At 36.7% G+C, this 20,300-nt stretch carries 24 protein-coding genes; 21 read left to right on the forward strand and 3 right to left on the reverse strand.

Going from position 1 to position 20,300, the window contains the following annotated elements; all coding sequences use genetic code 11:
• Positions 1–37: 37 nt before the first annotated feature.
• On the reverse strand, positions 38–694 hold the full coding sequence (locus tag OZX59_RS07285) for a hypothetical protein (RefSeq protein ID WP_277125689.1): 657 nt from the start codon (positions 692–694) through the stop codon (positions 38–40).
• A gap of 61 nt (positions 695–755) precedes the next feature.
• Between OZX59_RS07285 and yaaA the strand changes: the two genes are divergently transcribed.
• The 14 genes from yaaA to OZX59_RS07355 all read left to right on the forward strand — a co-directional run bounded on the left by yaaA (position 756) and on the right by OZX59_RS07355 (position 13,375).
• The gene (yaaA, locus tag OZX59_RS07290; RefSeq protein ID WP_277125690.1) at positions 756–1,517 is read left to right on the forward strand and encodes a peroxide stress protein YaaA; all 762 of its coding nucleotides are present in this window, start codon (positions 756–758) and stop codon (positions 1,515–1,517) included.
• A 62-nt stretch (positions 1,518–1,579) separates the two neighbouring features.
• Positions 1,580–2,182 (forward strand): histidine phosphatase family protein, encoded by a 603-nt coding sequence (locus tag OZX59_RS07295; protein WP_277125693.1) that lies wholly within the window; start codon positions 1,580–1,582, stop codon positions 2,180–2,182.
• A 36-nt stretch (positions 2,183–2,218) separates the two neighbouring features.
• Positions 2,219–3,277, forward strand: a complete 1,059-nt coding sequence (locus tag OZX59_RS07300; RefSeq protein ID WP_277125696.1) for an ABC transporter permease — start codon at positions 2,219–2,221, stop codon at positions 3,275–3,277.
• 6 nt (positions 3,278–3,283) lie between these two features.
• Positions 3,284–3,958, forward strand: coding sequence for an ABC transporter ATP-binding protein (locus tag OZX59_RS07305; protein ID WP_277125698.1), 675 nt, complete (start codon positions 3,284–3,286; stop codon positions 3,956–3,958).
• A gap of 506 nt (positions 3,959–4,464) precedes the next feature.
• Entirely contained in the window at positions 4,465–4,686 is a 222-nt protein-coding gene (locus OZX59_RS07310; protein ID WP_277125699.1) for a hypothetical protein, read from the forward strand.
• A gap of 119 nt (positions 4,687–4,805) precedes the next feature.
• A complete protein-coding gene (locus OZX59_RS07315) occupies positions 4,806–5,414 on the forward strand; it encodes a TetR/AcrR family transcriptional regulator (RefSeq protein ID WP_277125700.1) in 609 nt (202 codons plus the stop codon).
• Between the two features lie 132 nt (positions 5,415–5,546).
• The gene (locus tag OZX59_RS07320; protein WP_277125701.1) at positions 5,547–6,086 is read left to right on the forward strand and encodes an NAD(P)H-dependent oxidoreductase; all 540 of its coding nucleotides are present in this window, start codon (positions 5,547–5,549) and stop codon (positions 6,084–6,086) included.
• A gap of 10 nt (positions 6,087–6,096) precedes the next feature.
• A complete protein-coding gene (locus OZX59_RS07325; protein WP_277125702.1) occupies positions 6,097–6,645 on the forward strand; it encodes an NADPH-dependent FMN reductase in 549 nt (182 codons plus the stop codon).
• 81 nt (positions 6,646–6,726) lie between these two features.
• Complete coding sequence (locus OZX59_RS07330; protein ID WP_277125703.1) at positions 6,727–7,509, forward strand: tyrosine-protein phosphatase; 783 nt, start codon at positions 6,727–6,729, stop codon at positions 7,507–7,509.
• Between the two features lie 8 nt (positions 7,510–7,517).
• Positions 7,518–8,447 carry an FAD:protein FMN transferase gene (locus OZX59_RS07335; RefSeq protein ID WP_277125705.1) on the forward strand — a complete coding sequence of 310 codons (930 nt, stop codon included), beginning with the start codon at positions 7,518–7,520 and terminating at the stop codon, positions 8,445–8,447.
• Positions 8,448–8,631: 184 nt separating this feature from the next.
• Complete coding sequence (locus tag OZX59_RS07340; protein ID WP_277125706.1) at positions 8,632–9,186, forward strand: WxL domain-containing protein; 555 nt, start codon at positions 8,632–8,634, stop codon at positions 9,184–9,186.
• 2 nt (positions 9,187–9,188) lie between these two features.
• Entirely contained in the window at positions 9,189–10,205 is a 1,017-nt protein-coding gene (locus tag OZX59_RS07345) for a DUF3324 domain-containing protein (RefSeq protein ID WP_277125707.1), read from the forward strand.
• A 216-nt stretch (positions 10,206–10,421) separates the two neighbouring features.
• On the forward strand, positions 10,422–11,534 hold the full coding sequence (locus OZX59_RS07350) for an NAD(P)-dependent alcohol dehydrogenase (RefSeq protein WP_277125708.1): 1,113 nt from the start codon (positions 10,422–10,424) through the stop codon (positions 11,532–11,534).
• Positions 11,535–11,563: 29 nt separating this feature from the next.
• Positions 11,564–13,375 (forward strand): FAD-binding protein, encoded by a 1,812-nt coding sequence (locus tag OZX59_RS07355; protein WP_277125710.1) that lies wholly within the window; start codon positions 11,564–11,566, stop codon positions 13,373–13,375.
• A gap of 55 nt (positions 13,376–13,430) precedes the next feature.
• Here the strand turns inward: OZX59_RS07355 and OZX59_RS07360 are convergent, their stop codons facing one another.
• Both OZX59_RS07360 and OZX59_RS07365 read right to left on the reverse strand, forming a co-directional pair.
• Complete coding sequence (locus OZX59_RS07360; RefSeq protein WP_277125711.1) at positions 13,431–14,030, reverse strand: TetR/AcrR family transcriptional regulator; 600 nt, start codon at positions 14,028–14,030, stop codon at positions 13,431–13,433.
• A gap of 26 nt (positions 14,031–14,056) precedes the next feature.
• Positions 14,057–14,593 carry a CvpA family protein gene (locus OZX59_RS07365; RefSeq protein WP_277125712.1) on the reverse strand — a complete coding sequence of 179 codons (537 nt, stop codon included), beginning with the start codon at positions 14,591–14,593 and terminating at the stop codon, positions 14,057–14,059.
• Positions 14,594–14,750: 157 nt separating this feature from the next.
• Here OZX59_RS07365 and rsmG point away from each other — a divergent pair, with 157 nt between their 5' ends.
• The 7 genes from rsmG to OZX59_RS07400 are packed head-to-tail and all read left to right on the forward strand — an operon-like array spanning position 14,751 to position 20,180.
• On the forward strand, positions 14,751–15,473 hold the full coding sequence (gene rsmG / locus OZX59_RS07370) for a 16S rRNA (guanine(527)-N(7))-methyltransferase RsmG (RefSeq protein ID WP_277125713.1): 723 nt from the start codon (positions 14,751–14,753) through the stop codon (positions 15,471–15,473).
• 15 nt (positions 15,474–15,488) lie between these two features.
• Positions 15,489–16,337 (forward strand): nucleoid occlusion protein, encoded by an 849-nt coding sequence (gene noc / locus OZX59_RS07375; protein WP_277125714.1) that lies wholly within the window; start codon positions 15,489–15,491, stop codon positions 16,335–16,337.
• 15 nt (positions 16,338–16,352) lie between these two features.
• On the forward strand, positions 16,353–17,132 hold the full coding sequence (locus OZX59_RS07380) for an AAA family ATPase (RefSeq protein ID WP_277127005.1): 780 nt from the start codon (positions 16,353–16,355) through the stop codon (positions 17,130–17,132).
• On the forward strand, positions 17,110–17,997 hold the full coding sequence (locus OZX59_RS07385) for a ParB/RepB/Spo0J family partition protein (RefSeq protein ID WP_277125716.1): 888 nt from the start codon (positions 17,110–17,112) through the stop codon (positions 17,995–17,997). Before OZX59_RS07380 ends, OZX59_RS07385 begins: the two co-directional genes overlap by 23 nt.
• Positions 17,990–18,256 (forward strand): DUF951 domain-containing protein, encoded by a 267-nt coding sequence (locus OZX59_RS07390; RefSeq protein ID WP_277125717.1) that lies wholly within the window; start codon positions 17,990–17,992, stop codon positions 18,254–18,256. Before OZX59_RS07385 ends, OZX59_RS07390 begins: the two co-directional genes overlap by 8 nt.
• A gap of 37 nt (positions 18,257–18,293) precedes the next feature.
• Positions 18,294–19,394: a redox-regulated ATPase YchF gene (ychF, locus tag OZX59_RS07395; protein ID WP_277125718.1), complete on the forward strand. Its 1,101-nt coding sequence runs from the start codon at positions 18,294–18,296 to the stop codon at positions 19,392–19,394.
• A gap of 9 nt (positions 19,395–19,403) precedes the next feature.
• A complete protein-coding gene (locus OZX59_RS07400; protein ID WP_277125719.1) occupies positions 19,404–20,180 on the forward strand; it encodes a DUF1129 family protein in 777 nt (258 codons plus the stop codon).
• Positions 20,181–20,300: the final 120 nt, after the last annotated feature.

Consider the following 20,300-nt stretch of genomic DNA (forward strand, 5'->3'; position numbering starts at 1 on the left):
AACGATCCGTGATGGGTCGTTTTTCTATTCAATTCAATTAAAATTTAGTTTCCAGAATATCATCTTCTGGACGATGTTCTTGAATGCGCAAAACTTGCCAAGGAAAACTAGTGGCAGGTTTAGTCAAATTGATGGTTAATTGCTTGTCTTGGTAGGTGAAGTTAAGATCAATTCTTTGCTCTATCCATTCAACGCGATTGGGTTCCTGGTCGATACCTGAAACGATAATTTGCTCAGGCAGTGGCTCACTAACAAAGGCATATTTTTGATAAGCTGCATGGCGATTTGGTAATACGCAGCTATCATTGCTGGCGCTAATACTGCTAGGTTGTCCTTCATTCAACGCATGACCAAAAACATGCATCCAGTCGTTAAGCACGGCTAACATTTGCTTGTCTGCGCTAGTTAAATCGCCATCTTCAGTAGTGGTAAGATTAATAATAGTTGGCCTGGCATTGAAGCGACTTTTGACTACGGTGTCGATGACATCATTGGCGGTTAGGTCACTACCATTTTGATTTTTTACCAAGGCAATAGTGTATTTATCACAAGCTGGTTGAAAGTCAACTGCTTGGTTATCACTACTGATGGCTCGAGCGCCAACATTTCGTGCGGTTTTAACTAAGAAGTCGGTATCAACCTTTTTAGCATTTTTTAGTTTAAAATTTAAGATAATTGCAAAATCAGAATTCATTAATTCTCTCCTTAAGATATATTATTAATAAGTTTAACCCAAAAGGTGGAAAAGACGAAAGATGAAAATTATTATTTCTCCAGCAATGAAGATGGAACAAAATCTAGAGGTTTTTTTGGTAAAATCCCAGCCACAGTTTTTGTCGCAGACGCAGGAGCTAATTGAGTATTTGCAGAGTTGCAGTTTTGAACAACTAAAAGCAATCTGGGGCTCTAGTGACCGAATGACCAAAGTTGGTCAAAGCCAAATTGCTGCTTTTAGTTTAACGCAGGCAAAAACGCCAGCAATTGTGTCATATTCCGGTATCCAATACCAATATATGGCACCAGATTTGTTGACTGAACCGGCGTTGAATTATCTGCAAGCTAACGTGCGGATTTTGTCAGGACTTTACGGTATATTGCGCCCTTTAGATGGGGTGTGTCCATATCGGTTGGAAATGAAGAATAAGGTCTACGGATTTAGCCAGCCAAACTTATACCAATTTTGGAGGAGTATGCTGGCGGATAACTTATTTAGTGAAGATAACGTAGTTATTAACCTTGCCTCTAAAGAATATTCTAAAAATATTGCTCCATATGTAAGGTCAAAAAGACAAATGATTTCAATTGAATTTCAAGAAAAGAAAAATGGCAATTGGAAGACAGTTGGCGTACATGCGAAAATGGCACGCGGCGAAATGATCAGGTTTATTGCCGAAAATCAATTAACTAGACCGGAGCAGCTACAGAACTTTCATGATTTTGGCTTTCAATTTACTGAGCAAGAGAGCTCAGCTGATACCTATGTCTTCAGAACTAATTTTGACTTCAAAAGGCGTTAAATGAACTAGCAAGATTACCTATTAAATAGTAAAATGTGAGTTATTATAAGTGGGGTAAATCTATGGAAATAGTTTTTGTACGGCATGGACAAACTGATTTGAATAAAACGGGGCGGATGCAGGGTTCTTTGTTCGATCAAAGTTTGTCAATGTCTGGTCGAAAGTTTGCAGAAAAAGTAGCAGCCAATTTTGATCCAAGTTCATTTGAGTTAGTTTTTGCTAGTCCAATGAAACGGGCGGTAGAAACAGCAGAGCTTTTTACTAAAAATACTAAAAAACTTAATTTGGATAAGCGATTAATCGAATTTAATTTTGGTGAGTGGGATGGTCAGTTGCTAACTGTTCTAGGTCAAAAATATCCGGATGCAGTTGATCCTTGGGGAAAGGCAGCGAAAAATTATGTAAAGTATGCACCTAGTGGTGAAACTTTTGCTGCTTTGGAATCGCGTTGTGAGCAATTTTTGACTGAAATGGTAACAAAGCATAAGAATCAAAAGTTATTGGTAGTTTGTCATGGAACGCTGATTAGAATGATGTTTGCGCATTGTTTTGCTAGTGGCGATATGAATTGCTTTGATACAATAGATAATTGTGCTCTGGCTAAGATTTCGTATCGTGCTGGAGTTTGGCGGTTAAATTACTATAATCGTCGTTTAGTAGTTTAATTTTAAATTTAGAAACGACACTTTAGGGGAGTAAGAATGTTTTTAGCAATTAAAGAAATCAAACGTGAAAAATTGCGGTATGGCTTAATCGTCTTGATGATTTTTCTCATTAGTTATTTGATTTTTATCTTATCATCGCTGGCAACGGGACTTGCTAGCGAAAATACACAAGCATTGGAATCTTGGAATGCTCAGCAAGTAGTTTTGAATAAAAATGCGAATGTTAGTATGAATCAGTCACTATTAAGCAAGGCAGACCTTGAGCAAGCTCATATAGGTAAAGATGAAGCTTTAGTAGGTCAAACTGCTGTTGTTGTTAAAAGTAAGAATAGAAAGCAGGTTTCCGCTCAATTTATTGGCTTAAAAAAGCAGCAATTTATTTATCATGAACAAGAACTGGTTTCAGGTAGAAAAGCCCACAATAAGAATGAAATTACAGTAGATGACGCTTTTAAAAATAAAGGGTATCGATTAGGTGATAAATTAAAGTTAAATGGTTCCAAAAAACAATATAAAATTGTCGGTTTTGTAACTAATGCCAAGATTAATATTGCACCAATTATTTATGGCGAGCTTAGTACTTGGAAGTCTTTGCGTCAAACAATGCCTGATACCCAAGCTTCAGCCATTATTTCCCGTAATGCTGATTATCATTATAATCATGACAATACTAAGACTTACCCAGTTAAACAATTTATTAACAAGTTACCGGGGTACACTGCTCAGAATATGACTTTTGAGTTGATGATTGGCTTTTTATTTGTTATTTCATTAATTATTATCGCTGTTTTTCTATATATTTTGACCATGCAAAAAATGCAGAATTTTGCTGTAATGCGTGCACAAGGTATTCCTAGCAGTGTCTTGGTAAAGGCAACTATTGGTCAGGCGTTTGTTTTGGTGGTTGCTGGAGTAGTTTTCGGATTACTAGCTATGACGCTGACGGCGCAAGTATTGCCAGCAGCAGTACCAATGAGTTTTACTCCAGAAATTATTCTTAGTGGCTCGTTAGGATTATTATTGATGGGTCTAATTGGTAGTCTAATTCCAGTAAGGTCAATTTTGAAAGTAGATCCAATTAAGGCGATAGGGTAAAAGAATATGACAGTTATTGAATTAAAAAACGTCCAAAAGGTTTATGGTCAAGGTCTTGCCAAAGTCGAGGCGCTTAAAAATATTAGTTTTACGGCTAATCAGGGTGAAGTAGTGCTAGTCATGGGACCGTCAGGTGCTGGTAAGAGTACTTTTTTAACAATTGCAGGCTCATTGCAAAAACCAACTAGTGGTCAAGTTTTGATTAATGGTCAAGATATTGCTCAAATTTCAGCTAAAGCAAGTGAAAAACTGCGTCTTAATCAGATTGGTTTCATCTTGCAAGCCTATAATTTAGTGCCATTTTTGACAGTTAAAGAGCAATTTGAATTGGTCAACAAGGTTAAAAAACAGGACAATATCACATCTGAGCAGCTGCAAAAATTATTGCAGCAATTGAGCATTGCTGATTTGATCAATAAGTATCCGCAAGAATTATCAGGCGGTCAGCAGCAACGTGCGGCAATTGCACGTGCCCTGTATGCTAATCCAGAAATTTTACTAGCAGATGAACCAACGGCCTCACTTGATAGTCAAAATGTTACAGAAGTGGGAAAGTTGTTTAAGCATTTAGCTAAAGACTATCAAAAAGCAATTTTGCTGGTAACGCATGATTCACGATTAGAAAAATATGCTGATCAAATTTATGAAATGATTGATGGTGAGTTAACACAGAAAAAATAAAAAACAGCCGCTATTAAATTAATATTTAGGTAAAATGACTGCTTGTAGACTGCAAACTAATAGGTAAATGATGAAACAGTTGGGTTTTAGTTTAATATTGTTGGACTTATCAGAAAGTGACTTTTGATAGAGGTAAAATTGCGGGTTATTAGTGGTAGTTTTGAACTTTAAATTACCATTTATATAATAAAACTGTTATTGGTACAGTTTTTAAGAAAGCGTTTAATCCTTGACAAAACAACATTAAGTTTACTATTCTAAAGGTTAGGTAATTAAATATTATTTATAGAATTAATTGAAATCGGCTAAAACAAAAAATATTATTATTAAGTTATTTTTGGTATAGATAATTTAAATTACCAGTAAAAATTTTATTTTTACTAGCTATTGAATTGCTATAAATAATTAATACTATTCAAGTTTGTGTGCTTTGAATTTTTGTCTATAAGATCATAACTTATATATTTTAGATTTTCAGTCAGTTTAATTGAAAGTTGAGGTAAAGAATGAGTGAAATTCCAGATGATAAATCAATTGAAGTATCAATGAATTATCAAGATCATAGTATTAATATGAGATTTTCAGAAAATCTATCGGATGACCGTGAACGGGGCTATATTTTATCTGCTGCGTTCTTTTCGTTTTGTGCCGCTCAAGGATTAAGCAAGCAAGAGATAAGTGACATGGTTTCATCTCAATACGACCAATTTCTAGCGAATAGAGATTAACAATTTTTGCAAATACCGCGTGTGTGTTAAAAAGCGGTATTTTGTGTTATTACTACTTTTACAATAAATGTGTGCTAGTTGTAAAAGTGTAGCTATTAAAGTTAGTTAGGAAAACCAAAATGGCGAGAAAAAAAGAAATAGGAAGAAATAAGATATTAAATATTGCCTATAAGATGGTTGTCAAAGATGGGATTGAGAGTCTTACCGCGCGTAACATCGCTAAGGTAGGGCACTTTTCGACTCAGCCTTTGTACCTCGAATTTAGCAGTATGGATGAACTTCGTAAGGAAGTTTTAGGAAAAATTGCGGATAATTTAAAAAACAAAATTTTGCAAAAAGAATATACCAAGAAACCACTGATTGATATGGACTTGTCGTATATTGATTTTGCTAAAGAACATGAGAACCTTTTTAGAGCGATGTTCGTTGATGGAAAGTTTGGTAGTAAGGTAATCGCAGATACTTTGATTGATTTGGGTACTGAGAAATTTAATGAGCAATATCCTGAAACGGAGTATAGCGACAAAAAAATAAAAAATATCGTTGTGGCCAATTGGATTACCACTGTTGGGATTGCTTCATTAATAGTGAACGAAATTGCGACTTTTTCTCAAACACAAATAGTGAATGTTTTGACAGCGCAAATTAATGATGCGATTTTAAACGATTGGTTGAGTAAGACTAATACAGTGCCGTTATTTAATGTTGATGATAAAGACAAAAGCTAGAAAATTCGGCATATTTTAGCAACAGGTTGTGTTATTAAAAGCACTGAAATAATTTAAAAGCAAGTTTCGTTCAAATTAAACCAAAGTAAGCTATAATTAAATTAGAAATTAGTTTTTTGAAAGGTGGTTTTTATGAAAATCCTTGCATTTTCAGGCTCAAATGCCAACAACTCATTTAATGAAGCATTGCTTAAGTTTATTTCTAAGCATTTTGCTGATAAATATGATTTTGAATTAGTAACCGTTAAAGGGTTGCCAATGTTTAAAGAAGGTGACGATGCACCTGAATCAGTTCAAACTTTGAGTGATAAGATTGAAGCTGCTGATATGGTCTTAATCGGTTCACCTGAGCAACAACACTCGGTGACTAGTGCTTTAAGTAGTGCTTTGGAATGGTTATCAACTGCAACTCATCCATTTAAGAATAAGCCAGTTGTAATCGTCTCTACTTCACCAATGCCTCAAGGAGCTGCTCGTTCACAAAGCCGTTTGAAGAGTTTATTGACTGCACCTGGCTTTGGTGCAAAAGTCTTTAATGGTGACGAATTCATGATGGGTACTGCGCCAAAGGCTTTTGATGATGAAGGCAACTTAGCTGATGAAGGCACTGTCAAATTCCTAGATCAATTCTTTGGTGAAGTTGATCAATGGTACGCACAGGTTACTAAATAGGAGGTTAAGTATGAAATTATTAGCAATTGTTGGTACAAATGCCCCGTTTTCATATAATCGATTTTTGGCACAATTTATTGCCAAACATTATAGTGATCAGGCTGATATTGAAGTTAAAGAAATTGATGAATTGACGCCATTTTGTCGGACACAAATGGCTGATGACTCAATCAAAGCTTGGATTGATGACATTAAAGCTGCTGATGGAATTATAATAACTACTCCAGAATATAACCACACAGTTCCTGCTGCTCTTAAGAGTAGTCTTGAGTGGTTAGGCTCACATGCTGGTCCTAACGTAATGAAAATGAAGCCAGTTGCCGTACTGGGTGCTTCTTATGGTACTCAAGGCAGTAGTCGTGCTCAAGAAGATATGCGTGAAATTTTACTTTCACCTGATATGAGTGCTAATGTGTTGCCTGGTAACGAAGTTTTAATTGGTCAAGCTGCAGATAAATTCGATAAAGAATCTGGTGAATTGACTGATGAAGCTACTGTTAAACAAATTGATGGTTTGATGGATAACTTCTTCAAGTTTGTTGAACAAGCAAATAAATAAAACTTTGCGTGAATAACTCGTAGAGAGTAAAATAACCGAATGGGAAGCCGTTCGGTTATTTTTTGTTTGAGGAGATTGTGTATGACTACACCTGTTGTTTTACCTGTAAAATCAATCCGAAATCCGCGTGATTTAGGTGGTTATTGTGGCCTGAATGGCCGCAAGGTTAAACGGCACCGATTATTGCGGACTGGTAGTATCAGTGCGATGACTAGCGCAGATGAACAAGTTTTACTTGATTATGGATTAACCAAAGTCATTGATTTGAGATCATCAGCAGAACGTCGCGTTAGTCCAGATCGTAAAATTGCAGGTGTAGAATATTTTGCTTTACCATTATCTGATAAAGCTAATAGTGGTGAAAAAAATCAGCAAGATATGGCAGAATATCGGGTAGATCAATATGCAGGTTTTAGGTTAATGTGTGATCGTTATCGTAATCACATTTTAACAAGTCAAGCTAAACAGAGTTTTCGCCAAATATTGCAACTAATTGCGGATACAGATCGTGGTGCAATCTTATATCATTGTTCTGAAGGTAAAGATCGTACAGGATTAGTCACTGTCTTGATTCTTGAGATTTTGGGTGTTGATCTAGAGACGATTAGGCAAGATTATCTGTTTTCTAATTACATGTTAAATGATTATCGGGCCAAGCGTGAAAAGCAGTTTGTCCGTGCAGGTGAGAATGATAAGTTTCGAGCTAATATGCGTATCTTAGGGACTGTTTCAGATGCTTTTTTAGATAGTGCACTAATTACCATAAATGAGAATTATGGCAGCATTAAGCAATATATTGAGCAAGAGCTGGGGATATCATCGTCTTTGCAAAGTAAGATTAGAAATTTATATTTAGAAAAGTAGGTATGAAAATGATTAAAGAATTAGCACTTGAACAATCTGTTGGACAGCATCATGCTTTAGGAACGTCAATTACTTTGCAGATTTTTGGTAGTCAGGATAATGAACTAATTGACCAATCATTTGCATTAATTGATCATTATGAGGACATTTTAACAGTAAATCGTGATCAGTCAGAGGTAATGGCGGTTAATCATGCTGCTGGAAAAAATCCGGTTCAAGTTTCAAGTGGGACATATAGCTTGATCAAGTTAGCGGTGAAAGAGAGTTTAGCTAATTTTGGTTTTAATGCCTTAATTGGTCCTGTGGTTAAGTTATGGTCAATTGGTTTTAAAGCGGCTCACGTTCCAACTGATACACAAATCAAGGAAAAATTACAGTTGATTGATCCTCATAATGTTGAGCTTAACGATCTTGACCAATCAGTCTTTTTGACTAGAACAGGAATGGAACTGGATTTAGGTGGGATTGCCAAAGGTTGGATTGCTGACAGAATTCGTGATTTATGGCGTGCTAATGGTGTTAATGCTGGTATTATTAATTTAGGCGGAAATATTCTGTTAGTTGGTGATTCTCCTAAACGAGCTAATGGCCAATGGTCAGTGGGTGTTCAAGATCCTAAGTTGGCTAGGGGGCAAAATGTTACCTCGGTGATGGTTCCACAATGTTCTGCTGTTACCAGTGGGACGTATGAACGCTATCTAGAAGTTGATGGCCACAAATACCACCACTTAATTGATCCTAGGACAGGGTATCCGGTTGAAACAGATTTAGCAGGGGTGACTACTTTTACTAAAGATTCAGTTGAAGCTGAAATTGAATGCAAACGATTGTTTTTTGCAGGCCATCCACTAAAAGATTGGCATAATGATCCTGATCGAATAGGTGCAATTTTTGTTTATAATGATGATCATGTAGAATATGATAATTTAAATAATTAAGTATACGGCAGTTGCGATGGCAACTGCTTTTTTTATAGCACAATTACTAAAAAAGCAAGTACTTACTTTCAAAAAGTAAGCAAAATGTTTGTCAAAAAAATAAAAATGCCTAAAATGTTAATTACTACATGTAGCTTTTAAAAAATATCAAGTGTGTTTGAATAATATAAAAAGAGGTATATTTATGAAAAAAAGAGCAATTATGACAGTAGCAATGACTTTATTAACTACATTGGGTGTTTCCACTAATATTGTGAGTGCAGCAGATACTACCGGTAAAGACAGTGATGCTTCAGTAGCAGTAGCAGCTGGTGATTTATCGATTGAACAAGTACCTAATATTGCTTTTAGTAGTAGTGTAGCTGATATTGCTAATGGTGCAACTACAGCTGGACTAGCTAGCGGAGGTGATATTAAAACTGCTGATAATCGCGGTTTGGGCGCGCAGACGGAATGGACTCTGACTGCCAAACCGACTGCTTTAACTGACGGAGCTGGACATCACCTAAATATTACCAGCCTAACTATCAATGGTAATCAAGTTGCAACAATTGATGGCAATACTGAGACTACTATTGCCAGTGGTCATAACGAAGGTTCTACTGTAACTGCTCTTGATTCTAAGAATACGTCGATTGCTTTAGGAAAAGACTCACAAGTTTATGCTGGGAATTACACTGGTAAGATTACTTGGACATTAACGGGCAAGTCAGCTGCAACTGAGCAACCAGCAGAATAATTATGATGATTGCTGCAAAGAAATGGTTTAGTAGTTTAGGGTTAATGACGCTAATAAGCTTGTTATTTTTGATAAATAGCGGTCAAAAAGTAGCTGCAGCTGAAGGATTTTCAGTTAAGGTGGCAGGCCAGGATACTTCTTATGTTGAACGTAAAGTTAAGCCTAAAGACACAGTCAAAGTTAATTTAATTTTTAGTAACAATAGTACACGCAAACAGAAATTAGCAGTAGCGGTCAATACGGCAGTAACTGGTGATGGCGGAGTAGTGCAGTATAATTTAGCTAAACCAGGTAAGCGATACTTCGGTAAACATGATTTTGCTAAGATGACTACGGGTCCGAAAACAATTGAGTTAGCACCTCACGGACAAATTAGTAAGACTTATCAAATTAAGACTCCTAAGGCAGCTTTTAAAGGAGTAGCAGTAGGTGGATTTTATATTCAGCAGGCTGGTGCTAAAACTCCGAAGAAACCCAAGACTGGTTCTAAGGCTGCGATTGGATACAGCAACGTTTATGCTTATGCTATACCTATTATTTTGCGGCAGTCGAATAGTCCAGTTCATACGAAATTAGCGCTGACTGGTGCAACTGCCAAGGTTATTAATAATCAATCAGTTTTATTGGCTCGAATTGTTAATCAGACCCCAACAATCTTCGGTCAATTAACAATTAAGTCAAAGATTATTGAACAGGGTACGAAACGAGCGGTGTTTACTAATACCAAGAATAAATTGTCAATGGCGCCATTAAGCTACTTTGACTATCATATTCCGTTAAAGCAAAAGTTGCGATCTGGTAATTATCAGTTACAAGTTAGAGCTCAATCAGGCAAAAGACATTGGAAATTTAATCAGAATTTTAAAATAAATCAAAAAGTGGCTCAAGCGTCTAGTTCCAAGACTAACTCTGATAAGGGGAATATTTGGCGCTGGTTAGCAATTGGTGTTGGAGGTGTAGTAATGATTGCATTACTCATTGGTATGTATTATTTAGGAAAACTTCATAGTAAAAAATAAACCGTAGCAATCCAAGTGAAATCTGGATTGCTTTTTTTATGCCTAATATTTTTTGAAAGCGGTTGAAAAATATGAAAATAAATGTTAGCCTTTACTTGAGTAAAGAATGTGAAATATGTTCAATTAAGCAACTGAGTAATATTTTTTTGCTCATCTGATTAAAGCGCTTATTCAGGAAACTAGGTAATATGAATTTTGAGAAAGAAGAATTCGATTATGCAAATTAAAGCAGCCGTATTAAATGGTGCTCATCAAAAGTTGGTAGTTACCAATGTAGAACTTGATGATCCTAAAGAAAATGAAGTAATGGTTAAAGTAGTTGCTAGTGGTGTCTGCCATTCGGATACCGGTCCAATTAATACTGAACGACCAGGTTTATATCCAACTATTTTAGGCCATGAAGGTGCGGGGATTGTTGAAAAAGTTGGTCCTAATGTGACTGACTTTGAAGTTGGCGATCATGTTGTTGTTGCCTTTGCTTCTTGTGGTAAATGTAAGTTTTGTCGTGCGGGACTTCCAGGCTCTTGTCTGAATTGGGGCAAGTTGAATTCTGGCCCAATGTATGATGGGACTTACCGTCTGCATACTGAAGATGGTCAAAATATTGCAGCTACTTTTGGTCAATCATCTTTAGCTAATCACTTAGTTACTAATGTTAGAAATTTAGTTAAAGTTGATAAGAAATTTGACTTACGCTATTTAAGCCCAATGGGTTGTGGCTACATGACTGGTGCCGGTACAGTTCTGCATTCTTTAAAGCCAGAAATTAATTCGACGATTGCGATTATTGGTGTTGGCGGAGTTGGCATGGCTGCTTTAATGGCTGCTAAATTATTGCATTGTCAACATATTATTGCAGTTGATATTAAATCTCATCGTCTTGATTTAGCTAAAGAACTGGGAGCAACTGAAGTAATTGATGCCAATTCTGAAGATGTTCAGGCTAAATATCGCGAGATTACCAATGGCATGGGGCTTGATTATGCCATTGATACTTCTGGCGATACACCGGCAATTGAAATGGCACTGCACTCATTGGCGATTAAAGGAACACTGGTTACGCTAGCTGCCGCCAATGATGCCATTTCCGTTCGTCCAGCTGCTGATTTAATGGGACCTTCGCATACTATTACAGGTATTATTGAAGGCGACTCTGTACCGCAAGTCTTTATTCCAGAAATGATTCAATTGTTTGAACGTAATGAATTTCCAATTGATAAATTGTGTAAATTCTATACTTTGGATCAGGTTAATGAAGCATTTGCTGATTCCGCATCAGGAAAGACAATTAAGCCAATTATTATTATGGATTCAGATTATCACGCGTAATTTTAAAAAATATTATTAGGAGATTGTAAATGATCGTAAATAAAAATACTGTTTTTGATACTAGTTATGACGTTGTCGTGTTAGGTTTCGGTGGTGCTGGTGCTACTGCTGCTAGATTTGCAGCGGATAATGGTGCTAAAGTCTTGATTGTCGATTCTGCACCTGAAGGTCATGAAGGTGGCAATACTAGATATTCTGGTCAAATGGTTGGTTATAGTACAGATGAAGCTGCCTATCGTCAGTATTTCCATGGGCTAGCTCAAAAGTTCAATTTGGATGAAGATCTTTCTGAAGTCTTTATTAAGGGCGTTGCTGGCATGAAAGATTACTTTGAAAAGTATCTGGATGTTGACCACGTTTATAGCTTGAAGCAGGACATTATGGGTAAAGCCGAAGATGATATCATGGCTGATTATCCAGAATTTCCAGGTGCCAAAAACTACGATATGATTATGGTTCATAAGGGTATCGTTGATGGTGCTTTATGGAATACTTTGCGGCAAAAGGTGTTAGATCGTTCCGATAAAATTGATGTTTGGTATTCTTCCCCAGTTGAGCATTTAATTCAAACAGCTAACCAAACAGTAGTTGGTGCACAAGTTAAACGCGACGACACTTTAATTAATGTTTATGCTAAAAATGGTGTTGTTTTAGCAACTGGTGGTTTTGAAAACAACCAACAAATGATTCAAGATTATATTGGTGACTATCAATTAGTTCCAGGAGCTAGCCTTTATAACAAGGGTAGAGGTGTTGATCTGGCAACTGAAGCTGGTGCTAAATTGTGGCATATGACTAAGTTTTCCGGTGGTGGGATGCAGCAAATCTTTTCACTCTGGGAGCCGAATCAAAAACGTGCTAAGACATTCCGCAATATTCCAGAGTTTTGCCAAGGCAGTATTTTTACTGTAGGTGATGATGGTGCGCGCTACTTCAACGAAGAATTAGCTAGTCATGAAGGCTACGTCAAGATGGCGGGATCTTACTACACGCCAGTTAATCCGACACATCCATATCTCGTATTTGATGAAAAGCAAAAGCAAAAAATTGCAGCTTTAAAAGATGAGCCATATAATAAGGCTCTAGATCATGTTGTTGAAGCAGATTCGCTCAGTGAATTGGCAGACAAGATGGGAGCATCAGCTAAGGTTTTAGAGGATACAGTTGCTGACTTTAACTTCTTTGCTAAAGAAGGAATGGATTATGCTTATCATCGTGATGGTAAGACAATTACTGCTTTTGCTGAAAATGGACCGTATTATGCAATTCCGCTAGTTCAAGTTATTGGTTGGACGCAAGGTGGTCCTAAGAGAAATAGTAATTGTGAGATTGTTTCAGCAATTGATGATCAACCAATTCCGCATCTATATGGTGCAGGTGAATTGGGCAGTGTTATTACTAATCTATATCAAGGTGGTTCCAATTTAGCCAATTGTTTGATTTTTGGTAAAATTGCTGGTGAAAATGCTGCTCGTCCTAAAGCTGATGTTGCTGACACAACTAGTGTGGAGGCTGCTAAGTTAACAATTAAATCTGCTAAACTTGGTTCTGACTTGCAAGAAGACGAATATCCAACAGGCAAAGACCAGTATATCGGTCGTTCAAGTCAAGGTATGGGGAATGAAATTGTTGTTCGGGTGACTGCCGATCATGATAATATTAAACAGGTCGAAGTTTTGAAACAAACTGAATCTGATGATTATGGCTTACAAGCAATTAAAGAATTACCAGCTAAAATGGTTGAAAATAATAGTTATGAAGTTGATGCTATTTCGGGTGCTTCAAGTACTAGTCGCGGCTTGAAGGATGCGGTAAAAGATGCATTATCCAAACTAAACTAGGTTGCATTTATCTAGCTAAAAAACGCATGGGTTTATTCCCATGCGTTTTTAGTGTTTAAACTTGAATATCATTTTTAGCAGTACGTTGTTCTAATGGAACGTCAAACATGACTTCAAGTGATGCAATTAGATTAGTCCGAGTGTCGAAGCCACCATCTTTAATTGCCCAATAAGTAGTATAACCGTTAGCTAAAATTTGAGCGGCTGTATATAACTGGTCAGGGTTACTTTGATTACGAACTTGTTGCAATTCTTGTGCTTTTTGAATGTAGGAAACACACATCTTTTTATAGCTGTCAATTACGTTTAGGTAACCACGGTCTGCCATCAGGTTAGCAATTAAAAAGTGTGAGATTAAATCTACTCCCATGTCAGTATTAATTTGCATCATTCTAGTAATACAATGCACGAACTGTTGCCAATAGTTAGTAACAGATTGGGGTTTAGCCGCAAGTAAGCTATTTATTTCATCATTATAACATTCAACTAGGATATCGGCTTTGGCTGTGAAATGATAATAAAAAGCCTGCTTGGATAGATTGCAAGCGGCACAAATATCTTTGACACTAACATCCGTGTATGATTTTTGTTTAAATAATTTAAGTGCAGTAGTAATGATTAATTCTTTGGTATTAAGCTGATTAGATGGCTTCATAAAGGTACTTCCTAGATATAATAGTTTTAAGCGGTGGTGCGGCTAATGCTGAAGATACTGTTGAAAATTCCGTTTGAAAGACCCGGAGTATTATAGATAATGAACCTTAAGAATGAAGAATCTAAAGTTTGTTGGATAAACCATGGATTTTGCAGTGAATTGAGCATTGATAAGATAATGTAAACAAAAAAGTAACTAGCAAAAAAGGCCGCCGCAGCTCCTAAAGTACCGTCTAAAATGCTACCAAAACTCTTATTATGAGGGTTTCTTGCTGGTATCCAGCCTTTAAAAATTTTGGTAATCATTTTGCCAACAAATAAAATAATGAAGAAGGCAATAAACCGAAACAGCATTAAGTTGGTACCAGGCGTAAGAGTGGTCTGAATATTTTTACCAGTAATTTCACTATACAGCCAATTGCCAAAAGGATTTTGCATCAGAATTGCTACAATAAAGACAATTGCAGCAAAAACTAAATTGATAACTAATTTAGAAAAGCCGGTTTGATAACCCTGATACGTTTTCCATGCTAAATAGACTAAAACAATTAACGTTATGATCATATTTTTCTCCTTTATTACTATTATAGCTTATTTTTGAACATTTAGACTTTGACGATTACCAAAAAATACTTCATAATTAAAGAGATATAGTAGCTTTACATTAAGCTCTTTTGGCGTTAAATTTATAGAGTGTGAAACAAGGTTTCACGGGTGAGAAATGAATCCTGAACAATTTGTCCGAGAATTAGCAAAGCATAATTTTACATTAACTGAAGTACAAATCAAGCAATTTAAACGATACTTTACCAGTTTGATTGCAGCTAATCAGCATGTCAACTTGACGCGCATTACTGATGAAGATGATGTCTATTTAAAACATTTTTTTGATAGCCTGACACCTTTACTGGTTTTTGGGGACATTATTAAGACAGATAGTACTGTTTGTGATGTTGGTGCTGGTGCTGGTTTTCCGTCGATTCCTTTAAAGATCTTGCGACCTGATTTGAAGCTAACGATTGTTGACTCGCTAGGTAAGAGATTGAACTTTTTACAAGATTTAATTAAGGACTTACAACTAACAGAGGTTGAGTTAGTCCATGGTCGAGCTGAAGATGTTGGTCAAAATAAACTTTATCGCGCTCACTTTGACTTAGTAACTGCTCGAGCAGTTGCTAATATGGCAGTTTTAAGCGAGTATTGTTTACCATTAGTTAAGTCTCACGGCTATTTTATCGCTCTCAAAGGTCCTAAGGCCAAGAGTGAGCTAAATGATGGTCAAAAAGCAATTACTACCTTGGGTGGCAAGGTAATTGCTGACCAGGAGTTGCAATTGCCGTTAAGTGATGAAGAACGAACTTTAATTTTAGTTCAGAAGGTTCAGACTACACCCAAGAAGTATCCTAGACAAGCGGGGACACCGCATCGTAAACCAATTCAATAAGCAGGAGGAGTCTATATGTCAATCTTTTCTTCTTTACGGCATCATGATGAAATTCCTAAAGATAAACAAATTCAAGACATCGAACTAACCAAAATACAACCTAATTCTTATCAGCCTCGTAGGCAATTTTCTGATGAATCAATTAGAGAGCTAGCCTCAACTCTTGATAAAGAAGGATTATTACAGCCAATTGTGGTTCGCGAAAAAGCAGAAAATTATGAGATTATTGCTGGTGAACGTCGGTTTAAGGCTGCTAAGCAATTGGCTTGGGAAACTATCCCAGCTATTGTTAATAATATGGATGACAGTCAGGCTGCGTCTTTGGCACTAATTGAAAATTTGCAGCGTGAGAATCTCAATCCAATTGATGAGGCTCAGGCTTATAACAATTTGATGAAATTAAATAATTTAACCCAAACAACTCTGGCTAAGAATATTGGTAAATCACAATCTTACGTTGCTAATAAGCTGCGGTTATTAAAGCTTTCACCAAAGGTTCAAAGTTATTTAGTTAGTGGTGAAATTTCTCCACGTCATGGCCGTTGTCTAGTAAATCTGAGTGAAAAAGACCAAAGTCGAGTGGTAGATGAGGTTTTAGCTAATAATTTAAACGTGAGCGATACTGAAAAGATTGTTAAGGATGTCGACGGCTATTTTGTTAATAAGGAAAAGCTGCTTAAAGATAAAGAAAAAGCCCAACAAACTAAGCGGGCAGTAAGCCGCATTCCTAAAGATCTTAAGGTTCAAATTAATACGATCAAACGAGCAGTTAAATTAGCTAAAGATTCGGGGATTAAAGTTAAAGTTAAAGAAAATAACGATCCTAATGATTATATGATTACAATAGAGTTAAAAAGAAAGTAGGAAGGCATGGAAGATATGGTAAAGGTAATATCAGTCGCTAACCAAAAGGGTGGTGTTGGCAAAACAACCACAACAATTAACTTGTCGGCAGCGATTGCTGAACGCGGCTATCGTGTTTTGATTATCGATACTGATCCACAAGGAAATTTAACTTCTGGATTGGGCATAGAAAAATCAGCTATTAAAGACGATGTTTATAGTGTGTTAATTAATGATGTTCCACTGAAAGATACTATCTTCCATACTTCGAATAGTAAACTAGATTTAGTTCCAGCAACCATTAATTTGTCTGGTGCTGAAACTGAACTGATTAGTATGATGGCGCGCGAAACACGGTTAAAATCCGCAATCGATGTGATCAGCAATGAGTATGACTTTATCTTTATTGACTGTCCACCGTCTCTAGGACAATTATCAATCAATGCTTTTACAGCATCTAATTCAATTTTAATTCCTGTTCAAAGCGAATATTATGCAATGGAAGGATTAAGCCAATTACTTAATACAATTCGGTTGGTACAAAAGCATTTCAATAAGGATTTGGGTGTTGAAGGCGTGTTATTGACAATGCTTGACTCGCGGACTAATTTAGGAGCAGAAGTGGTTAAGGAAGTACAGTCTTATTTTACTAAAAAAGTTTATAAGACAATTATTCCCCGGATTACTAAACTCGCTGAAGCACCAAGTTATGGTCAATCGATTGCAGAGTATGCTCCTAGCTCTCGCGGAGCAAAGGTTTATGATGATTTAGCTAAAGAGGTGTTAAAGAATAATGGTAAAAAACTCAAAAAGTAAAGAGCCAAAAAGAAAAGGTGGCCTCGGACGTGGTATTGAGGCTTTGTTTGAAGACGAACCACAGGCTCCTGAAACCGAAGAAGAAATTCAAGAACTTAATCTGAGTGAAATCAGACCCAATCCTTATCAACCTCGTAAAAACTTTGACGATAAAACGTTAAAAGAACTAGCAGATTCAATTAAGGAGAATGGGGTTTTTCAGCCAATCATTGTGCGTAAATCAGTCAATGGTTATGAGATTATCGCAGGTGAGCGCCGCTATCGGGCATCAAGATTGGCTAAAAAGACTACTATTCCAGCAATTGTTCGTGACTTTGACGAGAGTCAAATGATGGAAGTTGCTGTTTTAGAAAATTTACAGCGTGAAGATTTAACTCCATTAGAAGAAGCCCAAGCCTACGAAATGCTACAAAAAAATCTGGGCTTAACTCAAGAAGAAGTATCTAAACGCATGGGTAAATCAAGACCCTATATTGCTAATTATTTGCGGCTGTTAACTTTGCCAAATAAGACCAAACATATGCTGCAATATGGTGACTTGTCAATGGGACAAGCTCGTACACTACTAGGCCTTAAGAATAAAGATAAGATTGATGAGGTTGCTAAGCAGGTTGTTAAAGAAGGTATGCCTGTGCGCAAGGTTGAGGCATTGGTTGCCAAAATCAATAGTGAAAAAACTCGCAAAAAGACCACTCAAAAATCAGCTTTCATTCGTGCTAGTGAACACCAACTAGCGGATAAATTTGGTTCGAGTGTTAATATTGCAGAAACTAAAAAGGGTAGTGGTCATTTGTCAATCAAGTTTACTTCAACAGATGAGTTAAATCGGATTTTGGATGTTTTAGGTGTTGATCTTGATGAATAAAAATATTGCTTATGATTTAGCGGATACTGTGCAAATGAAAAAACCGCATGCTTGTCAAACTAATAATTGGGAGATTTTGCGGATTGGTGCCGATATTCGTCTAAAATGTATGGGATGTGGTCGTGTCTTAATGATGCCAAGGATGAAATTTAATCATAACTTGAAAAAAATATTACATCAGGCAAGCGATCCGGTTAATGTTAAACAAGAATTTTATATACCAAAAGCTGAGATTGCTCGTCCTAATTTTGATGAATAATAAAGATAATAAATAAACATAAAAGAAGAGGATAAAGATGTCATTAACTGCTGGGATTGTCGGGTTACCTAATGTTGGTAAGTCAACCTTATTTAATGCAATTACTAAAGCTGGAGCCGAAATGGCCAATTACCCATTTGCGACGATCGAGCCTAATGTCGGAATGGTTGAAGTACCAGATAAGCGTTTAGCAAGAATTCAAGAATTAATTCCTGCTAAAAAAATTGTGCATACCACTTTTGAATTTACAGATATTGCTGGTTTAGTTAAGGGAGCTTCTAAAGGTGAAGGCTTAGGAAATAAGTTTTTGGATAATATTCGGCAAACTGATGCGATTGTGCATGTAGTTAGAGCCTTTGAAGATGATAATATTACTTCTGTTACTGGTAAAGTTGATCCAGAAGAAGATATTAATACTATTAATCTAGAACTAGCCATTTCTGACCTGGATACAGTTAATCGAAGAATTAACAAGGTGAAAAAGATTGCACAGCAACAGGATAAAGATGCTAAGGCTGAATATAGTGTTTTGGAGAAAATCAAACCAGTTTTAGAAGAAGGTAAAGCCGTCCGCACAATTAACTTTACGGATGATGAGCAAAAGATTGTCAAAGGTCTATTTCTATTAACTGATAAGCCAATTATTTATGTTGCTAACATCGCAGAAAGTGCTATGGCTGATCCTGAAAGTGATCCATATTACCAGATTGTTAAGCAACATGCGCTAAGTGAAGGTGCTGAGTGTTTAGGAATTTCTGCAGCAACTGAAGAAGAAATTGCAGGTCTGGATGATGATGAAAAGGCAGAATTTTTAGAAGCTGAAGGTGTTAGTGAGTCTGGGCTTGATCGATTGATTAGAGCTGCTTACCATATTTTGGGGCTTAGAACTTTCTTTACTGCTGGTGGACCTGAAACTCGTGCTTGGACTTTTCATGAGGGCATGCTTGCCCCGCAAGTTGCTGGAGTAATCCATTCAGATTTTGAACGTGGCTTTATTCGGGCAGAAGTAGTTTCATTTGCTAATTTAGATAAATATGAAACTATGCAAAAGGTTAAAGAAGCTGGTAAGTTGGGTCTTGAAGGTAAGGATTATGAAGTTCAAGATGGTGACATTATTGAGTTTAGATTTAATGTTTAGGGAAAAATAATGGCAGAAAAAGAAACGCAGCAAACTAAAATAGATGTTAATAAACAGGAAAAGTTAAAAGAGCAAGTTACTACGCAAAACAGAGATGATAAATTGCAGCAAGCTGAGCCAACAGAACTGCGTAAGCAGCTGAGTAACAAAAATTCTGATTATGTCTTTCGCTTACAAAAAGAACTTGAAGAGCAAGGAAAATTAGGTAGTGCTGATGCGAGTAAACGTGTTGATGAGCTATTGGCTGATTTAGTAGTTGCCCAACACCACGGTAAGCCAGCAAGTACTTTTTATGGTATGTCGCCTAAGATTAAGGCGGCTGACATGCTGAAGCCAAAAAAGAAAACGGCAGCAGACATTCCGTTTTGGCAATATGCAGTTGACAGTGCCTTGCTATATATCGCAATTTTTGTTGGACTGTTTGGAGTAATTGCCCTATTTACAACGAATCAAAAAGAAAATTCGCAAATGGGAATTTTGACTCTAGTCAGTGTCGGAGCAGCGATGGGTGTATTCATGACTAAATATAATGATTGGGTCATGCCAGCTGGTAAACAGCAAAAAATTCCGTGGGGTAAATTGATTTTAGGCTTTGCTGGGTTATTGTTAGGCTTGTTTGTCTGGATTTGGTTAGTTTCGCTGCCAGTCCTGCAACCGATCAATCCTGTCTTACCAGCAATGGGCAACATAATCATCGCGGTCTTGGCTTATGGAATTCGCTGGTTCTTTAGACGTCATTTTCAAATTGTGGGGTCAGTCTTTACTCCTAAACCAAAAGACAAATAAGGTGCTTTTTGGTTGCAAAAGGACTATAATGGATGATCAGATGTTAAAAGGGTAAGTAGGACTGTTAGTCTATTTATCCTTTTTTAGAGCTTTAATAAGTGTAAAAGCTTATCACTAATT

Source organism: Lactobacillus sp. ESL0681 (genome assembly GCF_029392835.1).
In the GTDB taxonomy this organism is placed as follows: domain Bacteria; phylum Bacillota; class Bacilli; order Lactobacillales; family Lactobacillaceae; genus Lactobacillus.

Coding starts and splice junctions, on each gene's coding strand:
- rsmG (WP_277125713.1), top strand. CDS start 14,751: ATGAATCCTGAACAATTTGTCCGAGAATTAGCAAAGCATAATTTTACA.
- OZX59_RS07360 (WP_277125711.1), bottom strand. CDS start 14,030: ATGAAGCCATCTAATCAGCTTAATACCAAAGAATTAATCATTACTACT.
- ychF (WP_277125718.1), top strand. CDS start 18,294: ATGTCATTAACTGCTGGGATTGTCGGGTTACCTAATGTTGGTAAGTCA.
- OZX59_RS07305 (WP_277125698.1), top strand. CDS start 3,284: ATGACAGTTATTGAATTAAAAAACGTCCAAAAGGTTTATGGTCAAGGT.
- OZX59_RS07390 (WP_277125717.1), top strand. CDS start 17,990: ATGAATAAAAATATTGCTTATGATTTAGCGGATACTGTGCAAATGAAA.
- noc (WP_277125714.1), top strand. CDS start 15,489: ATGTCAATCTTTTCTTCTTTACGGCATCATGATGAAATTCCTAAAGAT.
- OZX59_RS07310 (WP_277125699.1), top strand. CDS start 4,465: ATGAGTGAAATTCCAGATGATAAATCAATTGAAGTATCAATGAATTAT.
- OZX59_RS07320 (WP_277125701.1), top strand. CDS start 5,547: ATGAAAATCCTTGCATTTTCAGGCTCAAATGCCAACAACTCATTTAAT.
- OZX59_RS07285 (WP_277125689.1), bottom strand. CDS start 694: ATGAATTCTGATTTTGCAATTATCTTAAATTTTAAACTAAAAAATGCT.
- OZX59_RS07345 (WP_277125707.1), top strand. CDS start 9,189: ATGATGATTGCTGCAAAGAAATGGTTTAGTAGTTTAGGGTTAATGACG.
- OZX59_RS07295 (WP_277125693.1), top strand. CDS start 1,580: ATGGAAATAGTTTTTGTACGGCATGGACAAACTGATTTGAATAAAACG.
- OZX59_RS07400 (WP_277125719.1), top strand. CDS start 19,404: ATGGCAGAAAAAGAAACGCAGCAAACTAAAATAGATGTTAATAAACAG.
- OZX59_RS07335 (WP_277125705.1), top strand. CDS start 7,518: ATGATTAAAGAATTAGCACTTGAACAATCTGTTGGACAGCATCATGCT.
- OZX59_RS07325 (WP_277125702.1), top strand. CDS start 6,097: ATGAAATTATTAGCAATTGTTGGTACAAATGCCCCGTTTTCATATAAT.
- OZX59_RS07330 (WP_277125703.1), top strand. CDS start 6,727: ATGACTACACCTGTTGTTTTACCTGTAAAATCAATCCGAAATCCGCGT.
- OZX59_RS07315 (WP_277125700.1), top strand. CDS start 4,806: ATGGCGAGAAAAAAAGAAATAGGAAGAAATAAGATATTAAATATTGCC.
- OZX59_RS07385 (WP_277125716.1), top strand. CDS start 17,110: ATGGTAAAAAACTCAAAAAGTAAAGAGCCAAAAAGAAAAGGTGGCCTC.
- yaaA (WP_277125690.1), top strand. CDS start 756: ATGAAAATTATTATTTCTCCAGCAATGAAGATGGAACAAAATCTAGAG.
- OZX59_RS07350 (WP_277125708.1), top strand. CDS start 10,422: ATGCAAATTAAAGCAGCCGTATTAAATGGTGCTCATCAAAAGTTGGTA.
- OZX59_RS07340 (WP_277125706.1), top strand. CDS start 8,632: ATGAAAAAAAGAGCAATTATGACAGTAGCAATGACTTTATTAACTACA.
- OZX59_RS07355 (WP_277125710.1), top strand. CDS start 11,564: ATGATCGTAAATAAAAATACTGTTTTTGATACTAGTTATGACGTTGTC.
- OZX59_RS07365 (WP_277125712.1), bottom strand. CDS start 14,593: ATGATCATAACGTTAATTGTTTTAGTCTATTTAGCATGGAAAACGTAT.
- OZX59_RS07300 (WP_277125696.1), top strand. CDS start 2,219: ATGTTTTTAGCAATTAAAGAAATCAAACGTGAAAAATTGCGGTATGGC.
- OZX59_RS07380 (WP_277127005.1), top strand. CDS start 16,353: ATGGTAAAGGTAATATCAGTCGCTAACCAAAAGGGTGGTGTTGGCAAA.